Origin of the sequence: Bremerella sp. JC817, from assembly GCF_040718835.1 — a bacterium.
In the GTDB taxonomy this organism is placed as follows: Bacteria; Planctomycetota; Planctomycetia; order Pirellulales; family Pirellulaceae; genus Bremerella.
The window spans coordinates 1,015,282-1,034,790 of record NZ_JBFEFG010000281.1 but is presented as its reverse complement, the minus strand read 5'-3'; the positions used below and the strand labels follow the sequence as shown (position 1 = coordinate 1,034,790).

Sequence of the window (19,509 nt, the reverse complement as noted above, 5' to 3'; positions counted from 1 at the left end):
TTCTCTTGGCAGTGCCAATGGCTGGTATGGCATCGACGGGTGCCGCTCAGGAGAAAATCGACTTTCGGCGGCAGGTACAGCCGATTTTGGCCGATCGCTGCTTCCATTGCCATGGTCCCGATTCCCAGAACCAGGACTCCAGCTTCCGGCTCGATAGCCAAGAGAACCTGCTGGCCGATTTGGGAGGATATGCCGGGGTCGTGCCTGGGAACCTCGAGAAAAGCGAGCTCCACGTTCGGATCCATAGCGAAGACGAGTCGTCGGCCATGCCCCCGCCCGACAGCAATCGAAGTCTCTCGGCGGAAGAAAAGCGGATCCTCGATCTATGGATTCAACAAGGGGCCGAGTACCAGAAGCATTGGGCCTTCGAGGTTCCTCAGCGACCTGAGGTTCCGACCGAAGTGATCGCGCAGTCAGGCTGGCCGGAAGATCTCAAGCAGCGTTGGTCGAAGAATCCGATTGACGTCTTCATCGGAAAACGCCTGATGCAAGAAGGTTGGCAGCCATCTCCCATGGCCGAGCCTGCGTGGCGTCTTCGACGCGCGGCGCTAACGTTGACCGGTCAGCTTCCGCCGGAGTCGCTGCAGAAACAATTTCTGGCGAACCCAACCGACGAGGCATATCGCCAGGCTGTCGATCAGTTACTGGGTTCGATGAACTACGCCGAACGCCAGACGCTGCGCTGGCTCGATGCGGCACGCTATGCCGATACCGATGGTTACCAGAACGACTTCGAACGCACCAACTGGCCTTGGCGAGATTGGGTGATCCAATCGATGCACAACAACATGCCGTTCGATCAGTTCACGATCGAACAGTTGGCTGGCGACATGCTTCCCAATCCGACGCCTGCCCAGCGACTGGCAACCGCCTTCAATCGAAACCACCGCCAGAATGCGGAAGGTGGTGCGTTGGCGGAAGAGTTCTTTGTCGAGAACGTGATTGATCGCGTCGAGACTACGTCGACCGTCTGGCTGGGACTGACGATGGGATGTGCCCGGTGCCACGATCATAAGTACGATCCACTGAGCCAACGCGAGTTCTACCAGTTCTTCGGCTACTTCAATAACATCGGCGAACGTGGCATCGGGGCAGGCCGCGACGCCAATCCGATGCTCAAAGCTGGTTCGCCCCTGGCCAAAGTCCAACCGGAAACAATCGCCCAGTGGGAAGCTGCCCAGAAGAACGTCGAAGTCGCGAAGCAAGGCATCGACGAGCGAATGCGGCAATGGCTGGTCAGCAGCGAAGGCCCAGCCACAAAGCCGCCCGTCGAATGGCTGGTCTGCCGCGTGGATCAAGTGAAGTTGACCGGCGAAGGTTCGCTTGAGATCGCCGAAGAGAATGCCGTCAGGTATTCAGGCGGCAGTAATGCGACCGATATCGTTTACGACGTGAGGGTAGATCCGCAAGGCAACACTGTGACCGCCTTGAGGTTGGAAGCGTTGCCTGACGACGCATTCAACAAGCCGCGGCAACTTGCCCCCAGCGTCAACGGCAACTTCGTGATGACGCGTCTGGCGGTGCTCTACCAAGGGAAGTCGATTCCGGTCGAACTGGCCCTGGCTTCTTATGAGCAGGATAGTTACCCCGTCAAAAACATTCTTGACAACAATCCTGCCACTGGCTGGGCCGTTTTCGGGCCGAATGTAAAAGCCGAACCTGTTTCTGCGACATTGAAGTTCCAGACGCCCCTGGAAGTGAGCGACGGGGAAAGCCTAACGCTCCAAATGCGGTTCGAGAGCCAGTATGCGAACCACGCGATTGGCAAGCTTCGTGTGCAAGGCTCTGCCCACCCCGACGCTGGCAAGGCGAACGAAGGTGGTTTGCCAGAAGCGGCCCGCAGCGCGTTGGCGATCGACGAAGCAAAGCGATCCGATCAAGATTGGAAAGCGATACGCGATCACTACGTGACGATCGACCCTGTCTTGGCCAAAGCCGAGCTCGAATTCAAACAAGCCGATCAGAAGCGGCGAGCCGAAGTCGGTCCCGAAGTCAAAGTGATGGTCATGCGGGAAAAAGAAGGGCCGGCGACGCCGATCTATCTTCTCGATCGTGGTCAGTACAACGAACCTCGTAAAGACGAACCACTGTCGCGTGGCATTCCGGTAGCACTGCTGGCCGACAAAGAGGCTCCGCAGCCTGGCAGCCGATTGGACCTCGCCAAATGGCTGGTCTCGCGTGAAAACCCGCTGACGGCCCGAGTTATTGTGAATCGGATCTGGCAAGATCATTTCGGCGTGGGCCTGGTCAAGACCTCGGAAGACTTCGGTCTGCAAGGGGAAGTGCCGAGCCATCCTGAACTGCTCGACTGGCTGGCGGTCGAGTTCATCGAATCAGGCTGGGACCTGCAAGCCTTGCATCGATTGATGGTGACCAGTGCGGCCTACCAGCAGTCGTCCGTGCAGACGATCGCCCAACGGGAAAAAGATCCCGAGAACCGTTTGTTGTTGCACGGCCCTCGCTTCCGCCTCGATGGTTACTCGATCCGAGACATCGCATTGCAGGCCAGTGGATTGTTGCACCTGCAGATCGGTGGCCCTTCGGTCAAACCATATCAGCCGCCAGGGCTGTGGGAGTCGGTTGCGGCAAACGCTGGGACCCGTTACCGGGAAGACCAAGGCAACAACCTCTATCGCAAGAGCATGTACACCTATTGGAAGCGGGCCGTGAATCCGCCGCGGCAAACGATCTTCGATGCCGGTGGACGGGAAGTGTGTACCGTTGGGGCTCGCCGCACGAACACGCCCCTTCAGGCGTTGGTCTTGATGAACGACAAGACGTTTATCGAAGCGGCTCGAACCTTGGCGCAGCGGTCGCTGAAGTTGGACGTGCAAGAAGACCGGGCCAGGCTCTTCAGTTTGTATCAGCAAGCACTCGCCCATGTTCCGGATGATGAAACGATGAACGTGTTGACCGAAAGCTTGAACTACTATCGGCAACACTATCAGGAAAACCCCGATGCTGCCCAGCAGTTGGTGGCGGTTGGCTCTTCGCCGCGCGATGCGTCGATCGAACCTGGCGAGCATGCGGCATGGACCGCGGTGGCTCACCTGGTCTTGAACCTCGATGAGTTCATCACCGTCGAGTAGTGTCCGCGTTTCCTGTTTCCCCGATTGAATCGACTGTCAAAGAGGGCACCTACCATGAAGCCTTTGGATCAAGCCAACGAAAACCGCATGATGTTGACCCGTCGTCACTTTTTCGGGCGAACGGCGTCCGGCGTTGGGATGGCGGCGTTGGCCTCGCTGATAGGAAGTGAAGCCAAGGCAGAAACTGGCGACCTTGGGCCCAGTGAGCCGACCGGTGTGCTGAAGGCGTATCACACGCCACCCAAAGCAAAGCGGGTGATCTACCTCTTTCAAAGTGGAGCCCCTTCCCAGCAAGAGCTGTTCGATCACAAGCCGCTGCTTCAAGAGAACGAAGGGAAAGAGCTGGCCGACTACGTCGAGATGAATCAGCGTGTGACCGGAATGACGGCCGGGCAGAAGTCGTTTCCACTGGCAGGCTCACGTTTCAAGTTCACGCGTTGTGGTCAGTCCGGAATGGAACTCGGGAGCGAACTGCTCCCTCACATTTCGACGCTGGCCGACGATATGTGCCTGATCCGTTCGATGCAAACCGAAGCGATCAATCATGATCCGGCCATGACGTTCTTTCAGTCTGGCCATCAACTGCCCGGTCGGCCTAGCTTCGGATCGTGGTTGCACTATGGCCTAGGGACGATCAACCAGAACCTGCCGACGTTCATCACCATGGTCTCTCGGGGAACTGGCCGTCCCAACTGTCAGCCGCTGTACGATCGCCTGTGGGGAAGTGGCTTTCTGCCATCGACCTATGCAGGCGTCAAGCTGATGAGTGTCGGCGATCCGGTGTTGTACCTCAGCAACCCGGACGGTCTCGATCCGAAGGCTCGTCGCCGGATGCTGGACGATCTGGCGCGATTGAATCAAAAGAAGCTGGACGAGTTTGGCGATCCTGAGATTCATACCCGGATCCAGCAATACGAGCTGGCCTATCGTATGCAGACGTCGGTCCCAGAGTTGACCGACTTTTCGGACGAACCGCAGCATGTGCTGGATGCCTATGGCCCGAACGTGATGAAGCGAGGGACTTACGCGTACAACTGCCTGCTGGCCCGACGATTGGCGGAACGTGACGTCCGCTTCGTGCAGCTCTTCCATATGGGCTGGGACCAGCACTTCACGCTGCAGCGTCAGTTGCCCGGTCAGTGCCAGGACACCGATCAGCCAACGGCAGCATTAGTGAACGACCTGAAGCAACGCGGCCTGTTGGAAGATACGTTGGTCGTCTGGGGAGGCGAGTTCGGGCGAACTTCGTACTGTCAAGGAACGCTCAACGCAGATACCTACGGTCGCGACCATCATCCGCGATGTTTCTCGTTATGGATGACCGGGGCTGGTATCAAACGTGGCGTAACGTACGGCAAGACGGACGACGTTTGCTACAACGTGGTCGAGAACCCGGTTCATGTTCACGATTTGCATGCCACAATGCTACACCTGCTGGGCATCGATCACGAACGGCTGACCTATCGATTCCAGGGACGATATTTCCGGCTGACCGACGTACATGGGCACGTCGTGCAAGACATTCTTTCTTAACGCCTTGGTGTCTGGTGACATCCAGTAAAGGGATAAGCGTGCGATTTCCTGGCATTCTCTGAGAAAGTCAGGCAAATCGGCGAACGTTTCCCCTTCACGAACTCTGCGCGTTTGACCACAATTCCATGGAGGCGTGTCGTTTTGCATTCTCCAGGGATTCAGCCGTGTCTTCAAAAGTCGTCAGCCCCGAACCAACTTCGGCCCCCCTTGCCGAGCAAGCCTTTGTTGGGGTTTTCGACCTCTTCAAGATCGGTATCGGTCCGTCCAGTTCGCATAGCGTCGGTCCAATGCGGGCCGCCGAGATGTTTCTGGCGACGCTCCGTGCTGCTGGCACGCTAGATGCCGTGCAGCGGGTTGAAGTCGACCTTTACGGTTCGTTGGCCCTGACCGGTATCGGACACGCGACCGATATTGCCATCTTGATGGGGCTGCAAGGGGAAGTTCCCGATCAGATCGATCCCGAGACAGTCGCTGCCAAACTGGAAGTCATCCGCGGGCAAAATCAATTGTTGCTCGCTGGCGAGCGTACGATTTCCTACGTCGAGAAAGAAGACCTCCTCTTCCACCGCAAGACATTCCTGGAAGGACATCCCAACGCACTCCGCTTCCGAGCATTCGCTTCGCGCGAGAGCAACGAGCCGCTGGCGAGCGAAACGTATTTCTCGATAGGTGGCGGCTTTGTTATTCGTGAAGGAGCCGAAGGAGAGGGGATCAAGCATCCGATGTCGGCGGTGCCCTATCCGTTTAACTCGGCTGCCGAGCTGTTGAAACTGGCTGAAACACATGCCTGCGGGATCAGTCATATCGCTTTGGAGAACGAAAAGGCGTTCCGTAGCGAAGACGAGATTCGCGACGGCCTGATGAAAATCTGGGAGACGATGCAGAGCTGCGTCGAACGTGGCTGCCGCAACGAAGGGATCTTGCCGGGCGGGCTGAATGTACGCCGTCGAGCCCCTTCGCTCTATCAAACGCTGACCGGTCGCCCGGAAGCCAACATGCGCGATCCGCTCAACATTTTGGATTGGGTCGACCTTTACGCCATTGCCGTTAACGAAGAGAACGCGGCTGGCGGCCGGGTCGTGACGGCGCCGACCAACGGTGCCGCCGGGATCATTCCGGCGGTGCTTTGCTACTTCGATCGTTTCTGCCCCGAGTCTTCACCAGAGAAGATCCAGCAGTTTCTGCTGACGGCATCGGCGATCGGTGCCCTGTATAAGAAGAACGCGTCGATCTCAGGAGCTGAAGTTGGCTGCCAGGGAGAAGTGGGCGTGGCCTGCAGCATGGCTGCCGGAGCGTTGACTGAAGTTCGCGGCGGATCGCCTCGCCAGGTCGAAGAAGCGGCCGAGATCGGTATGGAACACAACTTGGGCCTGACCTGCGATCCGATCAAAGGCCTGGTTCAGGTTCCCTGCATCGAACGCAACGCGATGGGGGCGGTCAAGGCGATCAATGCCTGCCGTTTGGCGCTTCGCGGAGACGGAAGCCACTTTGTCTCGCTCGACCGTGTCATTCGTGTCATGAAGCGGACCGGAGCTGATATGTCGTCGCGATACAAAGAAACTTCTCGCGGCGGTTTGGCGGTTAATATCAGCGAATGCTAGGCAATCCTCGCGATATCATTTGAAAACCGCACGTTCTTAAAACGTGAAATCTCCCTTGATTCTGATGTAACCAACTGGCCGATGCGCTCATATGCTTGGGACGCATCCGTATCTGTTGTTCAAATCTTGCGAGAATTTTCCGTTTCTTTGCTATACTTGCGGTATGAAAACAGTCTTTCTTCTCTCATCTTGTCTGGTCGGTTACCTCACCCTTGCCTTCTGTGATACTTCGGCAATCGCGGCGGAAAATGCCGAAGTTCGGGCCATGTTCCGTACGCATTGCATCGAATGCCACGGAGCCGATACCCAGGAAGCAGGCATCCGTCTCGACAATCTGGCGTTCCCTTCGCCGCAACTCGATAACGCCCATGTGTGGTCACGGGTCGTCAATGCAATTGAACGGGGCGAAATGCCACCCGACTATCAGGACCAGCCCTCGGCAGAGGAAAAGAAGCAGATCATCGGTCAGATCGTGCAGACCGTTTCGAGTTCGGTACAAAGACCGATCTCGCTGCGGCGAATGAATCGGCAGGAATACGAAAACACAATCCATGATCTGCTAGGAATCGACGAACCGCTGGTCGATCTTCTGCCAGAAGATGGTAGCGTTCAAGGGTTCGACAAAGGGGCCGATGGCCTCAGCTTCTCTTCGGTCCTGATGGAAGAATATCTGAAAGCCGCTAACGTTGCCTTCGATTCGGCTATTCGACGCATTAAACCATTGCCACCGGAAACGCGTCGGGCCGAGCTGATGCAGATCAAAGAGAACATCGATTCGGTCGACAAAAAGAAAGGGGGCGTCATCGAAGTCGATGGCTCGCTGGTGAAGTTTACCCCTGGCTGGCCGCCGGCTCGAATCGACTCGGCCCATCCGATCGAAGATGGTATCTATCGCTGCCGCGTAGCAATCTGGCCGCATGAACCTAATGCCCGCACGATCTCGGTTGCACTCTATGTCGGTGCATTGTTTGGCCCTGACACGCAAGACTTTGTCGGCGTGTTTGATGCCGCAGGCACCCCTGAGAAGCCACGCGTCGTCGAGTTCACTCGCCGGATGAAGGCAGGCGACACAATCCATATTGTCCCGCGAATTTGGCCAGAACATGTCATCTGGCGCGACAAGCACGAACAGCGTCCCGGCGTTGGGATTGCTTGGGTCGAGACCTACGGACCGATCGATCAGGATTTTCCTTCTGAATCGACCGTTCGCCTGTTCGGCGATGCTGAGTCGATCTTCATGAAAGAAGAATGGCCGGTATGGATGCGGCACCGAAAGAATGTGAAGAATCACGTCGTTGAATCGACTCAGCCCAAAGAGGACCTGGAGCGAGTTCTTCGTGAATTCATTCCACGCGCGTTCCGTCGACCAGCCTCGGAAGCCGAGATGCAGCCGTTTATCGATCTGGCGGTTAATCGTCTGGAAAGCGGGCGCACCTTCGAACAGGCCGTACGAACCGGAATCACGGCGATCCTTTGTGCCCCGCAGTTTCTGCTGATCAACCGCGAGCCTGCGGTGGATGACTACGCGATCGCTTCCCGGATGTCGTACTTTTTGTGGTCGACGATGCCCGATCAGGTACTTCTCGACCTGGCAGCCGCCGGCAAGCTTCGCGATCCAGCGGTTCGCAGTGCCCAAGTCGAACGGATGATCGCCGACCCGAAGATCGAGAACTTCGTGAACGACTTCACCGGACAGTGGCTCGACCTGCGTAATATTGAGTTCAACACGCCCGACATGAAGCTTTACCCAGAGTACGATCCGCTGCTGCTGGAAGCGATGTTGGGTGAAACGCGTCATTTCTTCGAGCATGTCTTGCGCGAAGACAAGAGCGTGATGACCTTCGTCGATTCCGATTGGACCTATCTGAATCAGCGGCTGGCCGATCACTACGGGCTGCCACCGGTCGAAGGGCACGAGAGCTTTCAGCGCGTCCAACTCCCTGCCGATTCGATTCGAGGTGGCGTGCTGACCCAGGCGAGCGTCCTGAAAGTAACGGCCAACGGAACGACAACCTCTCCGGTTATTCGTGGCGTGTGGGTGCTCGATAACTTGCTCGGTCGGCCTTCGCCTCCGCCGCCACCTGGCGTCCCCGCCGTCGAACCAGACATCCGTGGAGCGACGACCATCCGTGAACAGCTCGATAAGCATCGAAGCATTGCGGCGTGCGCCAGTTGCCACAAGCGAATCGATCCGCCAGGGTTCGCCCTGGAAGAATTCGACGCCATTGGTGGCCATCGTGATTTTTATCGCTCGATTGGCGAAGGGGAGAAGATCCCAGGCAACAAGTCGTTCCGCAAAGGTCCCGATGTCGATTCCGCTTCCGAGATGCCAGATGGTCGCGATTTCGCTGGTTTCATCGAGTTTCGTCAGCGGTTGCTGGAAGATGAACCGCTGGTGGCGCGAGCGATCGCCGAAAAGCTTTTGGTCTATGCGACCGGTCGCCGCATCGGTTTGGCGCAGCGAGAGGCGGTCGACCAGATCGTCGCCACGACCGATGCCAACGACCATGGCCTGAAATCGATGATTCATGCCGTGGTTGAAAGCGAATTGTTCTTGACCCCGTAATCCCTTCGCCTTGCTCCATACCTAAGGAATTATCATGCGTTCACGATGGAACCGCCGAATGTTTCTCCGGGCTTCCGGGATTGCGATGGGATTGCCGCTGTTGGGAAGCATGGGCACGACTCGTCTGTTGGCGAAGGATAACGCCGACGAGTCAGGCGATGTCCGCCGCATGCTGGCGATCTGTGCCCCGCTGGGAATCCACACGCCGAATCTCTTTCCTGAGAAGTCAGGCCGCGACTTCGAGCTGAGTCCGTACTTGAAGCCAATGCAGCCAGTGCGTGACAAGATTACGGTCGTCTCGGGGATCATGCATCCCAACGTCGACGGCGGACACGCGGCGGAGAAAAGCTTTCTGACAGGGGCCGCGCATCCTGGGCAGCCTAGTTTTCAGAACACAATTTCGGTCGATCAGTTAGCCGCCGAGCAGATCGGCTACAAGACCCGCTTCGGTTCGTTGACGTTGGCAGTCGACAACAACAGCCTTTCGTACACGCGCAGTGGTGTTCAGATCCCAGCCGAGAACCGTCCTTCCAAGTTGTTCGCTCGCTTATTCCTCGAAGGAACGCCGCAAGAGAAAGCGGAGCAGATGCGGCGGATCGAAGATGGCCAGAGCATCATGGACCTGGTTCAAGACCAAACGAAGAAGGTCACCAGACAGGTCGGTCGCGAAGACAACCAGACGCTCGATCAGTACTTCACCAGCGTGCGTGAACTGGAGCAACGCTTGGTACAAGCTGAGGCCTGGGCGAAGCATCCCAAGCCAGAAGTCGATCGGAAGCAGCCGGAAGATATCACCGATCGCGGGAATTTGACCGAACGCCTGCGCTTGATGTACGAGATGATCTTCCTGGCGATTCAAACCGACTCGACGCGGCTGATCACCTTAATTGGTCCTGGCGGCAACGAAGTGGTCTCGCTCGATGGTGTCGAAGATGGTTGGCATAACCTGAGCCATCACGGCCGCGACCCTGGCAAGATCGAGATGCTTTCGATCATCGAACTGGAAGAGATGCGTTTGCTGGCCGAGCTTCTCCAGAAGCTGGACAATGCCCAGGAAGGCGATCATTCGCTGCTCGATCAAACGGCGATCTTGTTCGGATCGAACCTCGGCAACGCCTCGAGTCACAACAACACGAACCTGCCGATCCTGTCGGCGGGTGGACATTTCCGTCATGGACAACATCTGGCGTTCGAGGATGGCAAAGCACCGCCGCTGTGCAATCTGCTGGTGAACTATCTGCAGCACCTGGGCCTTGAGACGGACGAGTTCTCTTCGGCCACAGGCACCCTGACCGGACTTCAGATGGTTTAACGGAGAAAACGAATCGAATTCCGTCGAATCGGAAGTTTTGGCAAAGTTCCCGGAATTTACGGCAGGTGATTCGTTCGACGCGCGGTATTGGGGTGTAGTAGACTGTAGTTGCGTTCCAACCATTGGAACGCGACTCCTCTTCCGTTGTTCAACGAATCCTCCCTTTTGCTGCCCACCTCAAAACCATGATTCGACTCTTTCTGTCTGCCGCTGCGCTCTTACTTTGCCTGCCGCCCCTCTGTCATGCCAATCCGCTCGTTTACGAAGGGGATTCTGGCATCGGGAAAGGGAAGCACATCGTCTTTCTCGCCGGTGACCACGAGTATCGATCGGAAGAATCGCTTCCGGCGATGGCTCGCATTCTGGCGAAACGACATGGCTTCAAGTGCACCGTTCTGTTCTCGCTCGATCCGAAGGACGGCGAGATCTTGCCAGGCTCGAGCCATATGCCGGGGACCGAGGCCCTGAACGATGCCAATTTGATGGTCATCTTCCTGCGCTTCCAAGATTTTCCGAAAGAGCAGATGCAGCCGATCGCTGATTATTTACAGCGCGGCGGCCCCGTGGTTGGCATGCGAACGTCGACCCATGCTTTCAAGATTCCGAAAGATTCACCCTTCGCTCGCTTCGACTATCGCTACGCAGGAGAGGACTTCAAGCTCGGATTTGGTCGACAGATCCTTGGCGAAACCTGGGCAGGGCACTACGGCAAGAATCATGCGATGAGTACCCGTCTCGATCTGGTTACCGCGCAGAAAGATCATCCGGCACTCCGCGGCGTGAAAGCTCCGTGGGTTCAAGCAGGCGGCTATTGGACCGAGCCGATGGAAGACAGCACGGTGCTGGCGATGGCTCAGCCGCTCGACGGCATGAAGATTGATTCGCCCGTCGCCAAGGAAAAGAAACCCTGCCCAGGCGTCTGGACTCGCGAATACACTTCCCCCAGTGGCCAGAAGGGACGCGTCTTCACCACGACTTACGGTGCTTCAGAAGACCTGCTCAACGAAGACTTCCGCCGGATGATGATCAACGGTTGTCTGTGGGCAGCAGGGATGGAAAGCAAGATCACGCCAGGCCTGGACGTCGACTTTGTCGGACCATATCAGCCGGTCACGTTCAGCTTTGGCGGACATCACAAAGGTGTCAAACCGAGCGAGCTGCAAGGCTGGCAATCGCCCATCCTGCCTGATCACAGCCAAGATGGAAAACAGACGTCGCAAATGAAAGCGCCACGTCGTGACGAGGGGCGAGACCCACGTCTTCAAAATGAAAAAGATGCCCGGAACACGACGGCCAAGAATCCACCGAAGACAACGGATGAGGACTTCTCAGGCTTCGCCATTTACGAGAAGACGGCACCTCGGGCGAAGACGGCCAAGGCGACGCCGACGTCGCTTCCCCTGAAGGTCGAGCCGGGGGACCGGATCGCTTTGATCGGGAACACACTTCTGGAGCGTTCGCAGGATTTCGGTCATTTCGAAGCGATGCTTCAGCAGCATTTGCCGCAGCATAACCTGGTCGTGCGGCACCTGGCGTGGTCGGCGGACGCGATCGGTATTCAGCCGCGTCCCGATAACTTCGCCGACACGCAGCAGCACCTTGTGCATGAAAAAGCAGACATCATTCTGGCGGCATTCGGTTTCAACGAATCGTTTGCCGGTCCCGCTGGCCTGGCCGACTTTCGGCAGCAACTGACGGATTACTTAGCGGATCTGAAGACGAAGGCATTCAACGGTGAGGCATCGGCCCGGATCGTTCTCGTTTCGCCGATCGCGAGTGAAAACATCGAGAATATCCCGGCCGCTGACCTCAACAATGCCAACATTCAGCTTTACCTCGACGTGATGCGGGACGTGGCCGCCGAGCAGCAGGTTGCCTTTGCGGATGTCTTCAACGCGACGAAGTCGGCGATGGAAAGTCCCGGTACCGATCTGACGATCAACGGCGTGCATTTGAATCAGGCAGGCGACAAGCTTTTCTCGGCGGCATTGTTCGAGCAACTGTTTCAAGTGAAGCCGCCTGAGATCCAGCCGCAGATGCTCGCCACGATCGTCGACAAGAACCAGCAGTTCTTTCGCCGTTTTCGGCCCCTCAATACGTTCTATTACACCGGCGGCCGCAGCAAAGAGTATGGCTATCTCGACTTCCTGCCTGCGATGCGGAACTTCGACCTTATGGTTGCCAATCGCGATCAACGGATCTGGGATCTGGCTCAAGGGAAAGAAGTCTCGGCCCAGGTCGACGACTCGAACGTCCAGCCCCTGCCAATGACCAAGCAAAGTCGCGGCGCGAATCAATGGATGTCGGCTGCGGATGAGCAAAAGGCATTCGACATGGATCCTCGGTTCGAGGTGAATCTCTTCGCTGGTGAAGAGGAATTTCCCGATATCGTGAATCCGATTCAGATGCGTTGGGATGGCAAGGGACGTTTGTGGGTGAGTTGCTCGACGACCTACCCGCACGTTTATCCCGGCAATCAGCCAAACGACAAACTGGTGATCCTGGAAGACACCGATGGCGATGGTAAGGCGGATAAGTCGACCGTCTTCGCCGATAACTTGCACATTCCTCTCTCGTTCGAGTTCGGTGACGGCGGGGTTTACGTTTCCGAACAGCCCTGTCTGTCGTTCCTTAAAGATACCGATGGCGACGATCGAGCTGACACGAAGACGACGGTTCTACGTGGTTTCGGAACGGAAGACTCGCATCACTCGCTGCACGATTTTACGTGGACGCCTGACGGGGATTTAATCTTTCGTGAATCAATCTTTCATCACTCCCAGGTCGAAACGCCTTACGGTCCGGTTCGTCAGCAAAACAGTGGCTGGTTTCGCTTTGATCCCAATACGCAGCGATTGATCAGCTTCGGTTCCTACCCAAGTACCAATCCCTGGGGCGTTAGTTTCGATGAGTGGGGCCAGCACATGGCCAGCCATCCGGTCTATGCCGAAGCCCACCATGCGGTCGATCCGCCTTACCCGCTGCAAAATGCGGCCCCGCGCGGACTGCAGGCTTACTCCGGTGTTTGCGGCCACCAAATCGTCGACTTCGCGACTTTCCCTGAAGAACTGGAAGGAACGTTCATCAAGGTTCGCTACAAGCCGACCAACCGGGTCGAGATCTTAAAGTGGAAACAGGGTCCGTATGGCTTCACCGAAGAGTACGTCGGCGACCTGTTGTTCTCGCGAAACCTCAGTTTTATTCCTGTCGATCTACAGTGGGGACCGCGCGGCGATTTGTATGTTTGCGACTGGTACAACCCGATCAAAGGCCACGCCCAGTACTCGCTGCGGGATGAACGCCGCGATCGCCATTCTGGCCGAATCTGGCGAATTACGGCCAAGGGCAAACCGCTCCAAGACCTGCCGAAGATCGCGGATGCCTCGAACGAAGAACTGCTAGACCTGTTGAAACGCCCGGAGTATTCGATCCGCTTTCTCGCCAAACGAGAACTTGGCGAACGCGATTCGACCGAGATCAAGCCACTGCTCGATGCATGGGTTCAAAAGCTCGATACGACCGATCCTCGATTCCGACATCACCAGGTCGAGGCGATCTGGACGTATCGCTGGATTGATTGTGTCGACATGGTTCCTAGCTCGGCAACGACATCCGATCAAGAGCTGAGCGTCGCGGTGAATACGCTCAAGCAACTACTCGCGTGCGAAGAACCGATGGCCCGAGCCGCGGCGACCAAGCAACTACGTTACTGGTATCCGCATTTGGAGAACTGGCCGCAGTATCTGCAAGCTTCGGCCAACGACGAACATGGGATCGTGCGAATGCAGGCTGCGATCGCCGCGACCTATATCGGCACGAAGCCTGCTTTCCAGGCGATGCTCGACGTGCTGAAACATCCTCGCGATGGCCATTTGGCGTATGCCGTCACGTGTGCGTTGATGTCGAAGCCGCTGCGTGCCCATTGGGAAGGAAACCCTCGCTACGATATTGCCCGCATCTTGAAGCAGTCGGCTAAGGACGCCGAAATTAAAGAGCCGAAGCCAACCGTCGCTCAGGCCCGCTTCGACGCCAGGGCTGACCTTCAGACCGTAAAGGTGACCTGTTTGCCGGAGCGGATGCTCTTCGACGTGAAGCACTTCATGGTGAAGCCAGGGCAACCGCTGAAGATTGTGTTCACCAACCCCGATGCCACCGACCACAATTTTGTAATCGTGAAGCCGGATTCTCTTTCGGAAGTGGGGATGGCCGCTAACGAAATGGCAAAAGATCCCACGAACGCCGACTCCGATTTCATCCCGCGTGAAAAGGGTGAATTGATCCTCCAAAATACGCCGATGATCGGTCCCAATCGGGCCTCCCAAATCGCTGTCTTGCGTTTCGAGGCGCCGCAACAGGAAGGCTTGTACCCGTATGTGTGCACTTTCCCAGGTCACTGGGTGGTGATGAATGGCGTAATGGTGGTCGCGAAAGATGATGCCAGCGCCCAGGCCCTGATGGACTCGAGTGTTCCGCAGGTCATTCAGCAGTGGAAGATGGCTGACTTCGCGGACTTTCAGCCTGCGAATCGTGCGAAAGACGACGCGACGTTGGCTCGTGGAATGACGGCCTTCGTGAAGGCTCGCTGCAATCAGTGCCATGTCGTCGCCGGACATGGCACGAACCTGGGCCCTGATCTGACCAAGTCTGTTGAGAAACTGCGTGGCAAAGAACTGCTTCAGCAGATGGTGGATCCTTCGAGCCAGATCAACGAGAAGTTTCAGAACGTGCAGTTTCTGACGATCGGCGGCCGAGTCATCACCGGTGTCGTCGTCGGAGAAGATAAAACCTCGTACCAGGTCGCCACGAACCTGCTGACCCCAAACAGCCTGACGAAGATTCTGAAAGACGACGTCGAGCAGATGGCACCTTCCAAAATGTCGCCGATGCCGACCGGCTTGCTCAACATTCTGACGAAGGACGAAATTTACGACCTGCATGCTTACCTCGAAGCAGGTGGCTATGAAATGCCAGAGCACCTGAAGCATGCTCACTCCCATGGCGAAACCAAATAACACCGAACTGCGCAGTCGTTCAGGCCGCTGCGATCACGAAGGATCGAGCGGCCTGAATGGAACCGACTGCCTCTAGCCCTTGGAGATTAATCCCAGTCAGCAAAGACCTGATCGATGTAGTCAGGATCGCTCACCAGGTCCGCGATCACTTCCCCAAACATGGTGGCCGAGTCCCAGTTCTCTGCCGTGATGATTCGCCCATCAACATAGACATCGTCCGTCGCTGTGGTTGGATCGCCGAGGGAACCTGAGGCAACCATCGTCGCGCCGTTATATTCAATCTGATCCCGCGTCGTGTAGAACGATTGATTGGAATTCGGAGCGTTGCCGGAATAGGACGACACCGTGCGGCCTTCCAAGAGACTCGCGCCATCGACTCGAGCCCAGGCCAAAACGGACACCCCGTGGCAGATGGCGGTGACATATTTATCCTGTTCGACGAAGTCGTTGATCAGGTCGTTCACGGTCTGCTTCAAGACTTCTTCGCCGTTGTACGAACCATTGTTATAGGTTCCCTCAAAGGCGTATTGGTACTGAGACGAGCCCCAGCCACCGACAAACACGATCGCCGAATAGTCGTCCGCGTCGACTTCAAATAGCGTCAAGTCAGGCACGACCTGGCCGCTACTATTGCCTTGGCCGGAGTTGGCATGTGGCGTAGCGGTTTCGGTCGTGGCGGCAGCCACCACAACTTCCAGGCCTTGCGCTTCGAGCGAGGCTCGCGTGTCGGCGTATTCCTGGAAATAGAAGTCCTGGTTGGCGATCACCATCAGCACCGGCATCGGTTCCTGCGGCGTCGTTGGATCATCCCCTGGATTGTCGTCGTCAGGACCGGGATCGTCAGGCGTTGTCTTCAATACGAACGAGTTAATCGTTTGATAAATCGAACGCGATCCATCCGTGGCACCGACCTCAATCTGGAAACTGCCGGTGTAGTCGGCATCGGTTCGGACGATCAGCGTATCCCCTTCAATGGCGACGTCGGCCGGAACCGCTTCCGGTTCCGTCAGCAGGTCAGGGTTGTCGTAATGATCGGAGTCGAACGAACCGAGCAGACGACTGTTCTCGAATGAGCCACGCCATTGGAAGAAGTCTCCTTCCGGCATGATGTAGAACCAGCCACCGTTGGCGGATCGCATCCAACGTGCGTTCTGCCCGAGGCAGTTCGTGTGATAGTCGTCTGACTCGACCAGGTCGTACCGAGCATCGAGTTCCTGTTCCAGCGTCGGGACGATCGTCGCGGTGAAGATCACGGCACTAGGATCCAAGTCACCGCTGATCGTCAGCCGCGTTTCAAAGGCTTCACCACTTTCGATTTCCAGATCTCCGACCGGTTCGAAGTCCCAGTCACTGGTGGTGTTCGCAGTGAAGGACGAGGTCTCCACATATTCCGATTCGATCGGCATCGAGGCAATGGCCAGGTCGCCAGCCATCAGGCAGCGATCTTCCAGGTTCTGCATCGAACGTCCGACGCGACGCTGGCGATTGGGTTTGGATGGACGCTTACGCGACGAGAAGAGAGGGAAGCGAGACATGTAAGTTTCTCCAAGACTGTTCCGAAAAGTGGACCTGTTTCTGCTGGCGTACTGAATAAATGGACGCGGAGCAGAAAACCTTTCACGCGGAAGCAGATTTTTGGAGAGTTTTTCTCCGGTCCCCGTTAAGCGGCGGATATCAGTTGGAAATGGGGCGGATTCGCACGCTATGAAAAACGGTGTCGCTGTCGTAGGCACCCAGGCCCAACGTATTTTCCGGAAGCGACCAGAGCGGCAGCAGCGATAGATCGGAACCATCGCCGTGGTAAGTAGTTCGTTTTTCGCCATCGAAAAAGGCGTCGACATGATCTCGACGCACATGCACGGCCGCTTGGTATCGGCGTCCGTTGATCAGTTGAATGTTATCGATCCGTGTCGGATTTCGCCGGATGTCGATCTGATCGATGTTTTGAATTCCGCCGAGGTTCTCGCTCCAGCCGTCGATATCAAAGCTCGCAATTCCATCGCCATCGACGAAGTGCAAGGCGATCGATTGATCTCCTTCGACGCGCGTAAATTCGACCTCGAAGTCGTATTCTCGCGGCGGAGTGAAGGGAAGCATGACCCGGGCAGACGGCGTATGATCGACGCGTAACTCGCCCGTTGGCGTGACCGTCCAGTTTCCTGCGACGACATCCGACGACAAATCGACGCGAGCGATCAAGTCGATCCATTCCGCGTCCGAGGTGGAAGGGGGAATGGTTTCGGAAGGCCGCCCCACGAACGAATTGTCTTCCGGCAGAGCAGGGGGCTGCTCGCCACGATCCGCGAGCACATACCAACCGAGGGCGACACCAAGGACGCCACTGACCGCGAACAATGGCCAACGATTCCGTCGAACCCAAGTGCTGGTTGCTTGATTACTGACCTTGGTCCGAGTACGCGTTGCGGTGCTTTCGGTGCTCACGTGAAGCTGCGGCATCGGCATCGCGACGAGCGTCTTTCCGCTGTCGCTAGTGGGCTGGTCATTTGCCGCCACCGAGTCAGGTCGACCGAACGGTTTCAATGCTTCGATCAATTCCGCAGGGGTCTGGAAGCGGTCGTCAGGGTTCTTCGCCATCAATTGTTCGACGATCGCAATGACTTCGCTCGGAACATCGTCACGAAGTTCACCCAGCGAGGTCGGTTGCCGTTCGCAGTGGGCCAAGACTTTTTCGAATGCGGACTCATTGGGAAAAGGAGCATGTCCAGCCAGCAGGAAATAGAGGGTGCAACCGAGACTGTAGAGGTCGGCTCTGATGTCGGCCCGCTTCGAATCTCGGGCTTGCTCTGGGGCCAGATAGTCGGGCGTGCCAAGCGCCGTGAAGTCAGCTGTCAGCCCTGGATCGTCGGCAGCGTGATCCGTTTGGGTCGCAAAACGAGCCAGGCCGAAGTCGAGGATCTTCACCGTTCCTCGATCTGTCCGCATGAGGTTATGCGGTTTGATGTCGCGATGAACGGTGCCTCGGGCATGGGCGTGCTGCAGCCCCTGGGCGGCCTGAAGAACGTAATTGCACGCATGCAACACCGGTAGAGGTTTGCGGCGGGCGACGAGTTGATCGAGGCTAATCCCGTCGATAAATTCCATCACCAGAAAGTGCAGGTCGCCTGCTTGTTCGGCATCGTAAGCGGCGACAATGTTGCGGTGCGAAAGCTTGGCTGCCGCTTTGACTTCCTGATGGAAACGATCAACCGCGAGCTCGTTGCTCACCAGACGTGGGTTGATCACCTTCAACGCGACCGGCCGTTCCATCAATCGATGTTCGGCCTGGTAGACGACCCCCATGCCCCCTTGGCCAAGTCGGCGAATGATTCGATAGCGCGGATGATCGAGCAATGCCGCCGGAATCGAATCGGCCGGTTCCGATTCCGCGATTGTCGAGGCGGTGGCCCATGGCGTTTGGCCATCGTCGATGCTGCTGGTGGCGGCATGGATCCGTTCGATCAAGCCGTCGTGAGGAATCGTTCTCAGCTCATCGCAGCACTGATCACATTTCGAGATATGGTCTTCGACCAATTGACGACGCGTTTCTTCCAACGTTCCATGAAAGAACGATTCCAGTTCTTCTTTCGTCGGGTGCGTGGAACTGCGTTGGTTCATCAATCGTGTGCTACCAAAGAATCGATATGACCACTTACTCGATCAAGCCAAGGCCGCGCTGGCGGAGCCGACTCAGCACGCGCGACTTGGCAACGAAGACGGCGTTGACGGAAATGCCGAGCTCTTGGCTCACGACGTCCGCAGTCAAGCCATCCAGGGCGAATCGTTGGAACGCCTGCCATGTCTTATCGGTGAATGCGGGACGGACTTCGTCGAGCAAATATTGTATCACGTGCCGGTCGTGGTCTCGATTCCATTGGGCGCTGAGACCGCTGTTGGGATCTTCCAGTTCGGCAATCACGGCGCCAAAGTCACTTCCGCCGACGCCGGTTGGCTGCCGATTCTTTTTCCGCCAATGGTCACGCAAACAGTTCGCGGTGATTGTTCGCAGCCAGGCTCGAAAGGCACCCGCGCGCGGCTCTCGCCGGAAATCGGGGAAGCGGCGAAAGACTACCGCCAGCACTTCTTGAGTCACATCGTCCAGGTCTTCGACCATGGCTCCATGACGTTTCAGCCAGCCACGGATCAGCGGCGAATACATGCCGACGAGTCGCCCCCATGCTTCCTCGTCCGAGGTGCATTGAAGCGAATCGAGAAAACTGACCGAGGTATCCATCGCGATCGGAACGTGCTGGAAGAATTGCCGGATGCCAAGAAACGTCGCTTCATCCTACACTTCCCGCGGAAACACTGCTTCCCACGAAGCTTTAAATTTTGATGAGCCCGTGGCAAGCTTGCGCAAAAAGGGGATTCCACGAGCAGTATTCGCGAATTGTCGCCG

General features: G+C 56.9%; 9 protein-coding genes. 6 read left to right on the top strand and 3 right to left on the bottom strand.

The window, feature by feature from the left end:
• Positions 1–17 precede the first annotated feature (17 nt).
• From AB1L30_RS27210 to AB1L30_RS27185, 6 genes are all read left to right on the top strand, one after another.
• Positions 18–3,089 carry a PSD1 and planctomycete cytochrome C domain-containing protein gene (locus tag AB1L30_RS27210; protein WP_367017765.1) on the top strand — a complete coding sequence of 1,024 codons (3,072 nt, stop codon included), beginning with the start codon at positions 18–20 and terminating at the stop codon, positions 3,087–3,089.
• A 54-nt stretch (positions 3,090–3,143) separates the two neighbouring features.
• Positions 3,144–4,622, top strand: a complete 1,479-nt coding sequence (locus AB1L30_RS27205; RefSeq protein ID WP_367017763.1) for a DUF1501 domain-containing protein — start codon at positions 3,144–3,146, stop codon at positions 4,620–4,622.
• Between the two features lie 164 nt (positions 4,623–4,786).
• Positions 4,787–6,223, top strand: a complete 1,437-nt coding sequence (locus AB1L30_RS27200; protein WP_367017761.1) for an L-serine ammonia-lyase — start codon at positions 4,787–4,789, stop codon at positions 6,221–6,223.
• A gap of 265 nt (positions 6,224–6,488) precedes the next feature.
• Complete coding sequence (locus AB1L30_RS27195; RefSeq protein WP_367017759.1) at positions 6,489–8,789, top strand: DUF1592 domain-containing protein; 2,301 nt, start codon at positions 6,489–6,491, stop codon at positions 8,787–8,789.
• Between the two features lie 34 nt (positions 8,790–8,823).
• Positions 8,824–10,101, top strand: coding sequence for a DUF1552 domain-containing protein (locus tag AB1L30_RS27190; protein WP_367017757.1), 1,278 nt, complete (start codon positions 8,824–8,826; stop codon positions 10,099–10,101).
• A gap of 185 nt (positions 10,102–10,286) precedes the next feature.
• The gene (locus tag AB1L30_RS27185; RefSeq protein ID WP_367017755.1) at positions 10,287–15,113 is read left to right on the top strand and encodes a PVC-type heme-binding CxxCH protein; all 4,827 of its coding nucleotides are present in this window, start codon (positions 10,287–10,289) and stop codon (positions 15,111–15,113) included.
• An 86-nt stretch (positions 15,114–15,199) separates the two neighbouring features.
• Here the strand turns inward: AB1L30_RS27185 and AB1L30_RS27180 are convergent, their stop codons facing one another.
• The 3 genes from AB1L30_RS27180 to AB1L30_RS27170 form a co-directional block, all read right to left on the bottom strand.
• Positions 15,200–16,648 carry a DJ-1/PfpI family protein gene (locus tag AB1L30_RS27180; protein WP_367017753.1) on the bottom strand — a complete coding sequence of 483 codons (1,449 nt, stop codon included), beginning with the start codon at positions 16,646–16,648 and terminating at the stop codon, positions 15,200–15,202.
• Between the two features lie 139 nt (positions 16,649–16,787).
• Positions 16,788–18,728, bottom strand: coding sequence for a serine/threonine-protein kinase (locus tag AB1L30_RS27175; RefSeq protein WP_367017751.1), 1,941 nt, complete (start codon positions 18,726–18,728; stop codon positions 16,788–16,790).
• A 34-nt stretch (positions 18,729–18,762) separates the two neighbouring features.
• Complete coding sequence (locus tag AB1L30_RS27170) at positions 18,763–19,344, bottom strand: sigma-70 family RNA polymerase sigma factor (RefSeq protein WP_367017750.1); 582 nt, start codon at positions 19,342–19,344, stop codon at positions 18,763–18,765.
• Positions 19,345–19,509: the final 165 nt, after the last annotated feature.

Bases quoted from the DNA above. Each gene is read 5' to 3' on its own strand.
- AB1L30_RS27195 (WP_367017759.1), top strand. From the start codon at position 6,489: ATGTTCCGTACGCATTGCATCGAATGCCACGGAGCCGATACCCAGGAA.
- AB1L30_RS27190 (WP_367017757.1), top strand. From the start codon at position 8,824: ATGCGTTCACGATGGAACCGCCGAATGTTTCTCCGGGCTTCCGGGATT.
- AB1L30_RS27170 (WP_367017750.1), bottom strand. From the start codon at position 19,344: ATGGATACCTCGGTCAGTTTTCTCGATTCGCTTCAATGCACCTCGGAC.
- AB1L30_RS27205 (WP_367017763.1), top strand. From the start codon at position 3,144: ATGAAGCCTTTGGATCAAGCCAACGAAAACCGCATGATGTTGACCCGT.
- AB1L30_RS27185 (WP_367017755.1), top strand. From the start codon at position 10,287: ATGATTCGACTCTTTCTGTCTGCCGCTGCGCTCTTACTTTGCCTGCCG.
- AB1L30_RS27210 (WP_367017765.1), top strand. From the start codon at position 18: ATGGCTGGTATGGCATCGACGGGTGCCGCTCAGGAGAAAATCGACTTT.
- AB1L30_RS27180 (WP_367017753.1), bottom strand. From the start codon at position 16,648: ATGTCTCGCTTCCCTCTCTTCTCGTCGCGTAAGCGTCCATCCAAACCC.
- AB1L30_RS27175 (WP_367017751.1), bottom strand. From the start codon at position 18,728: ATGAACCAACGCAGTTCCACGCACCCGACGAAAGAAGAACTGGAATCG.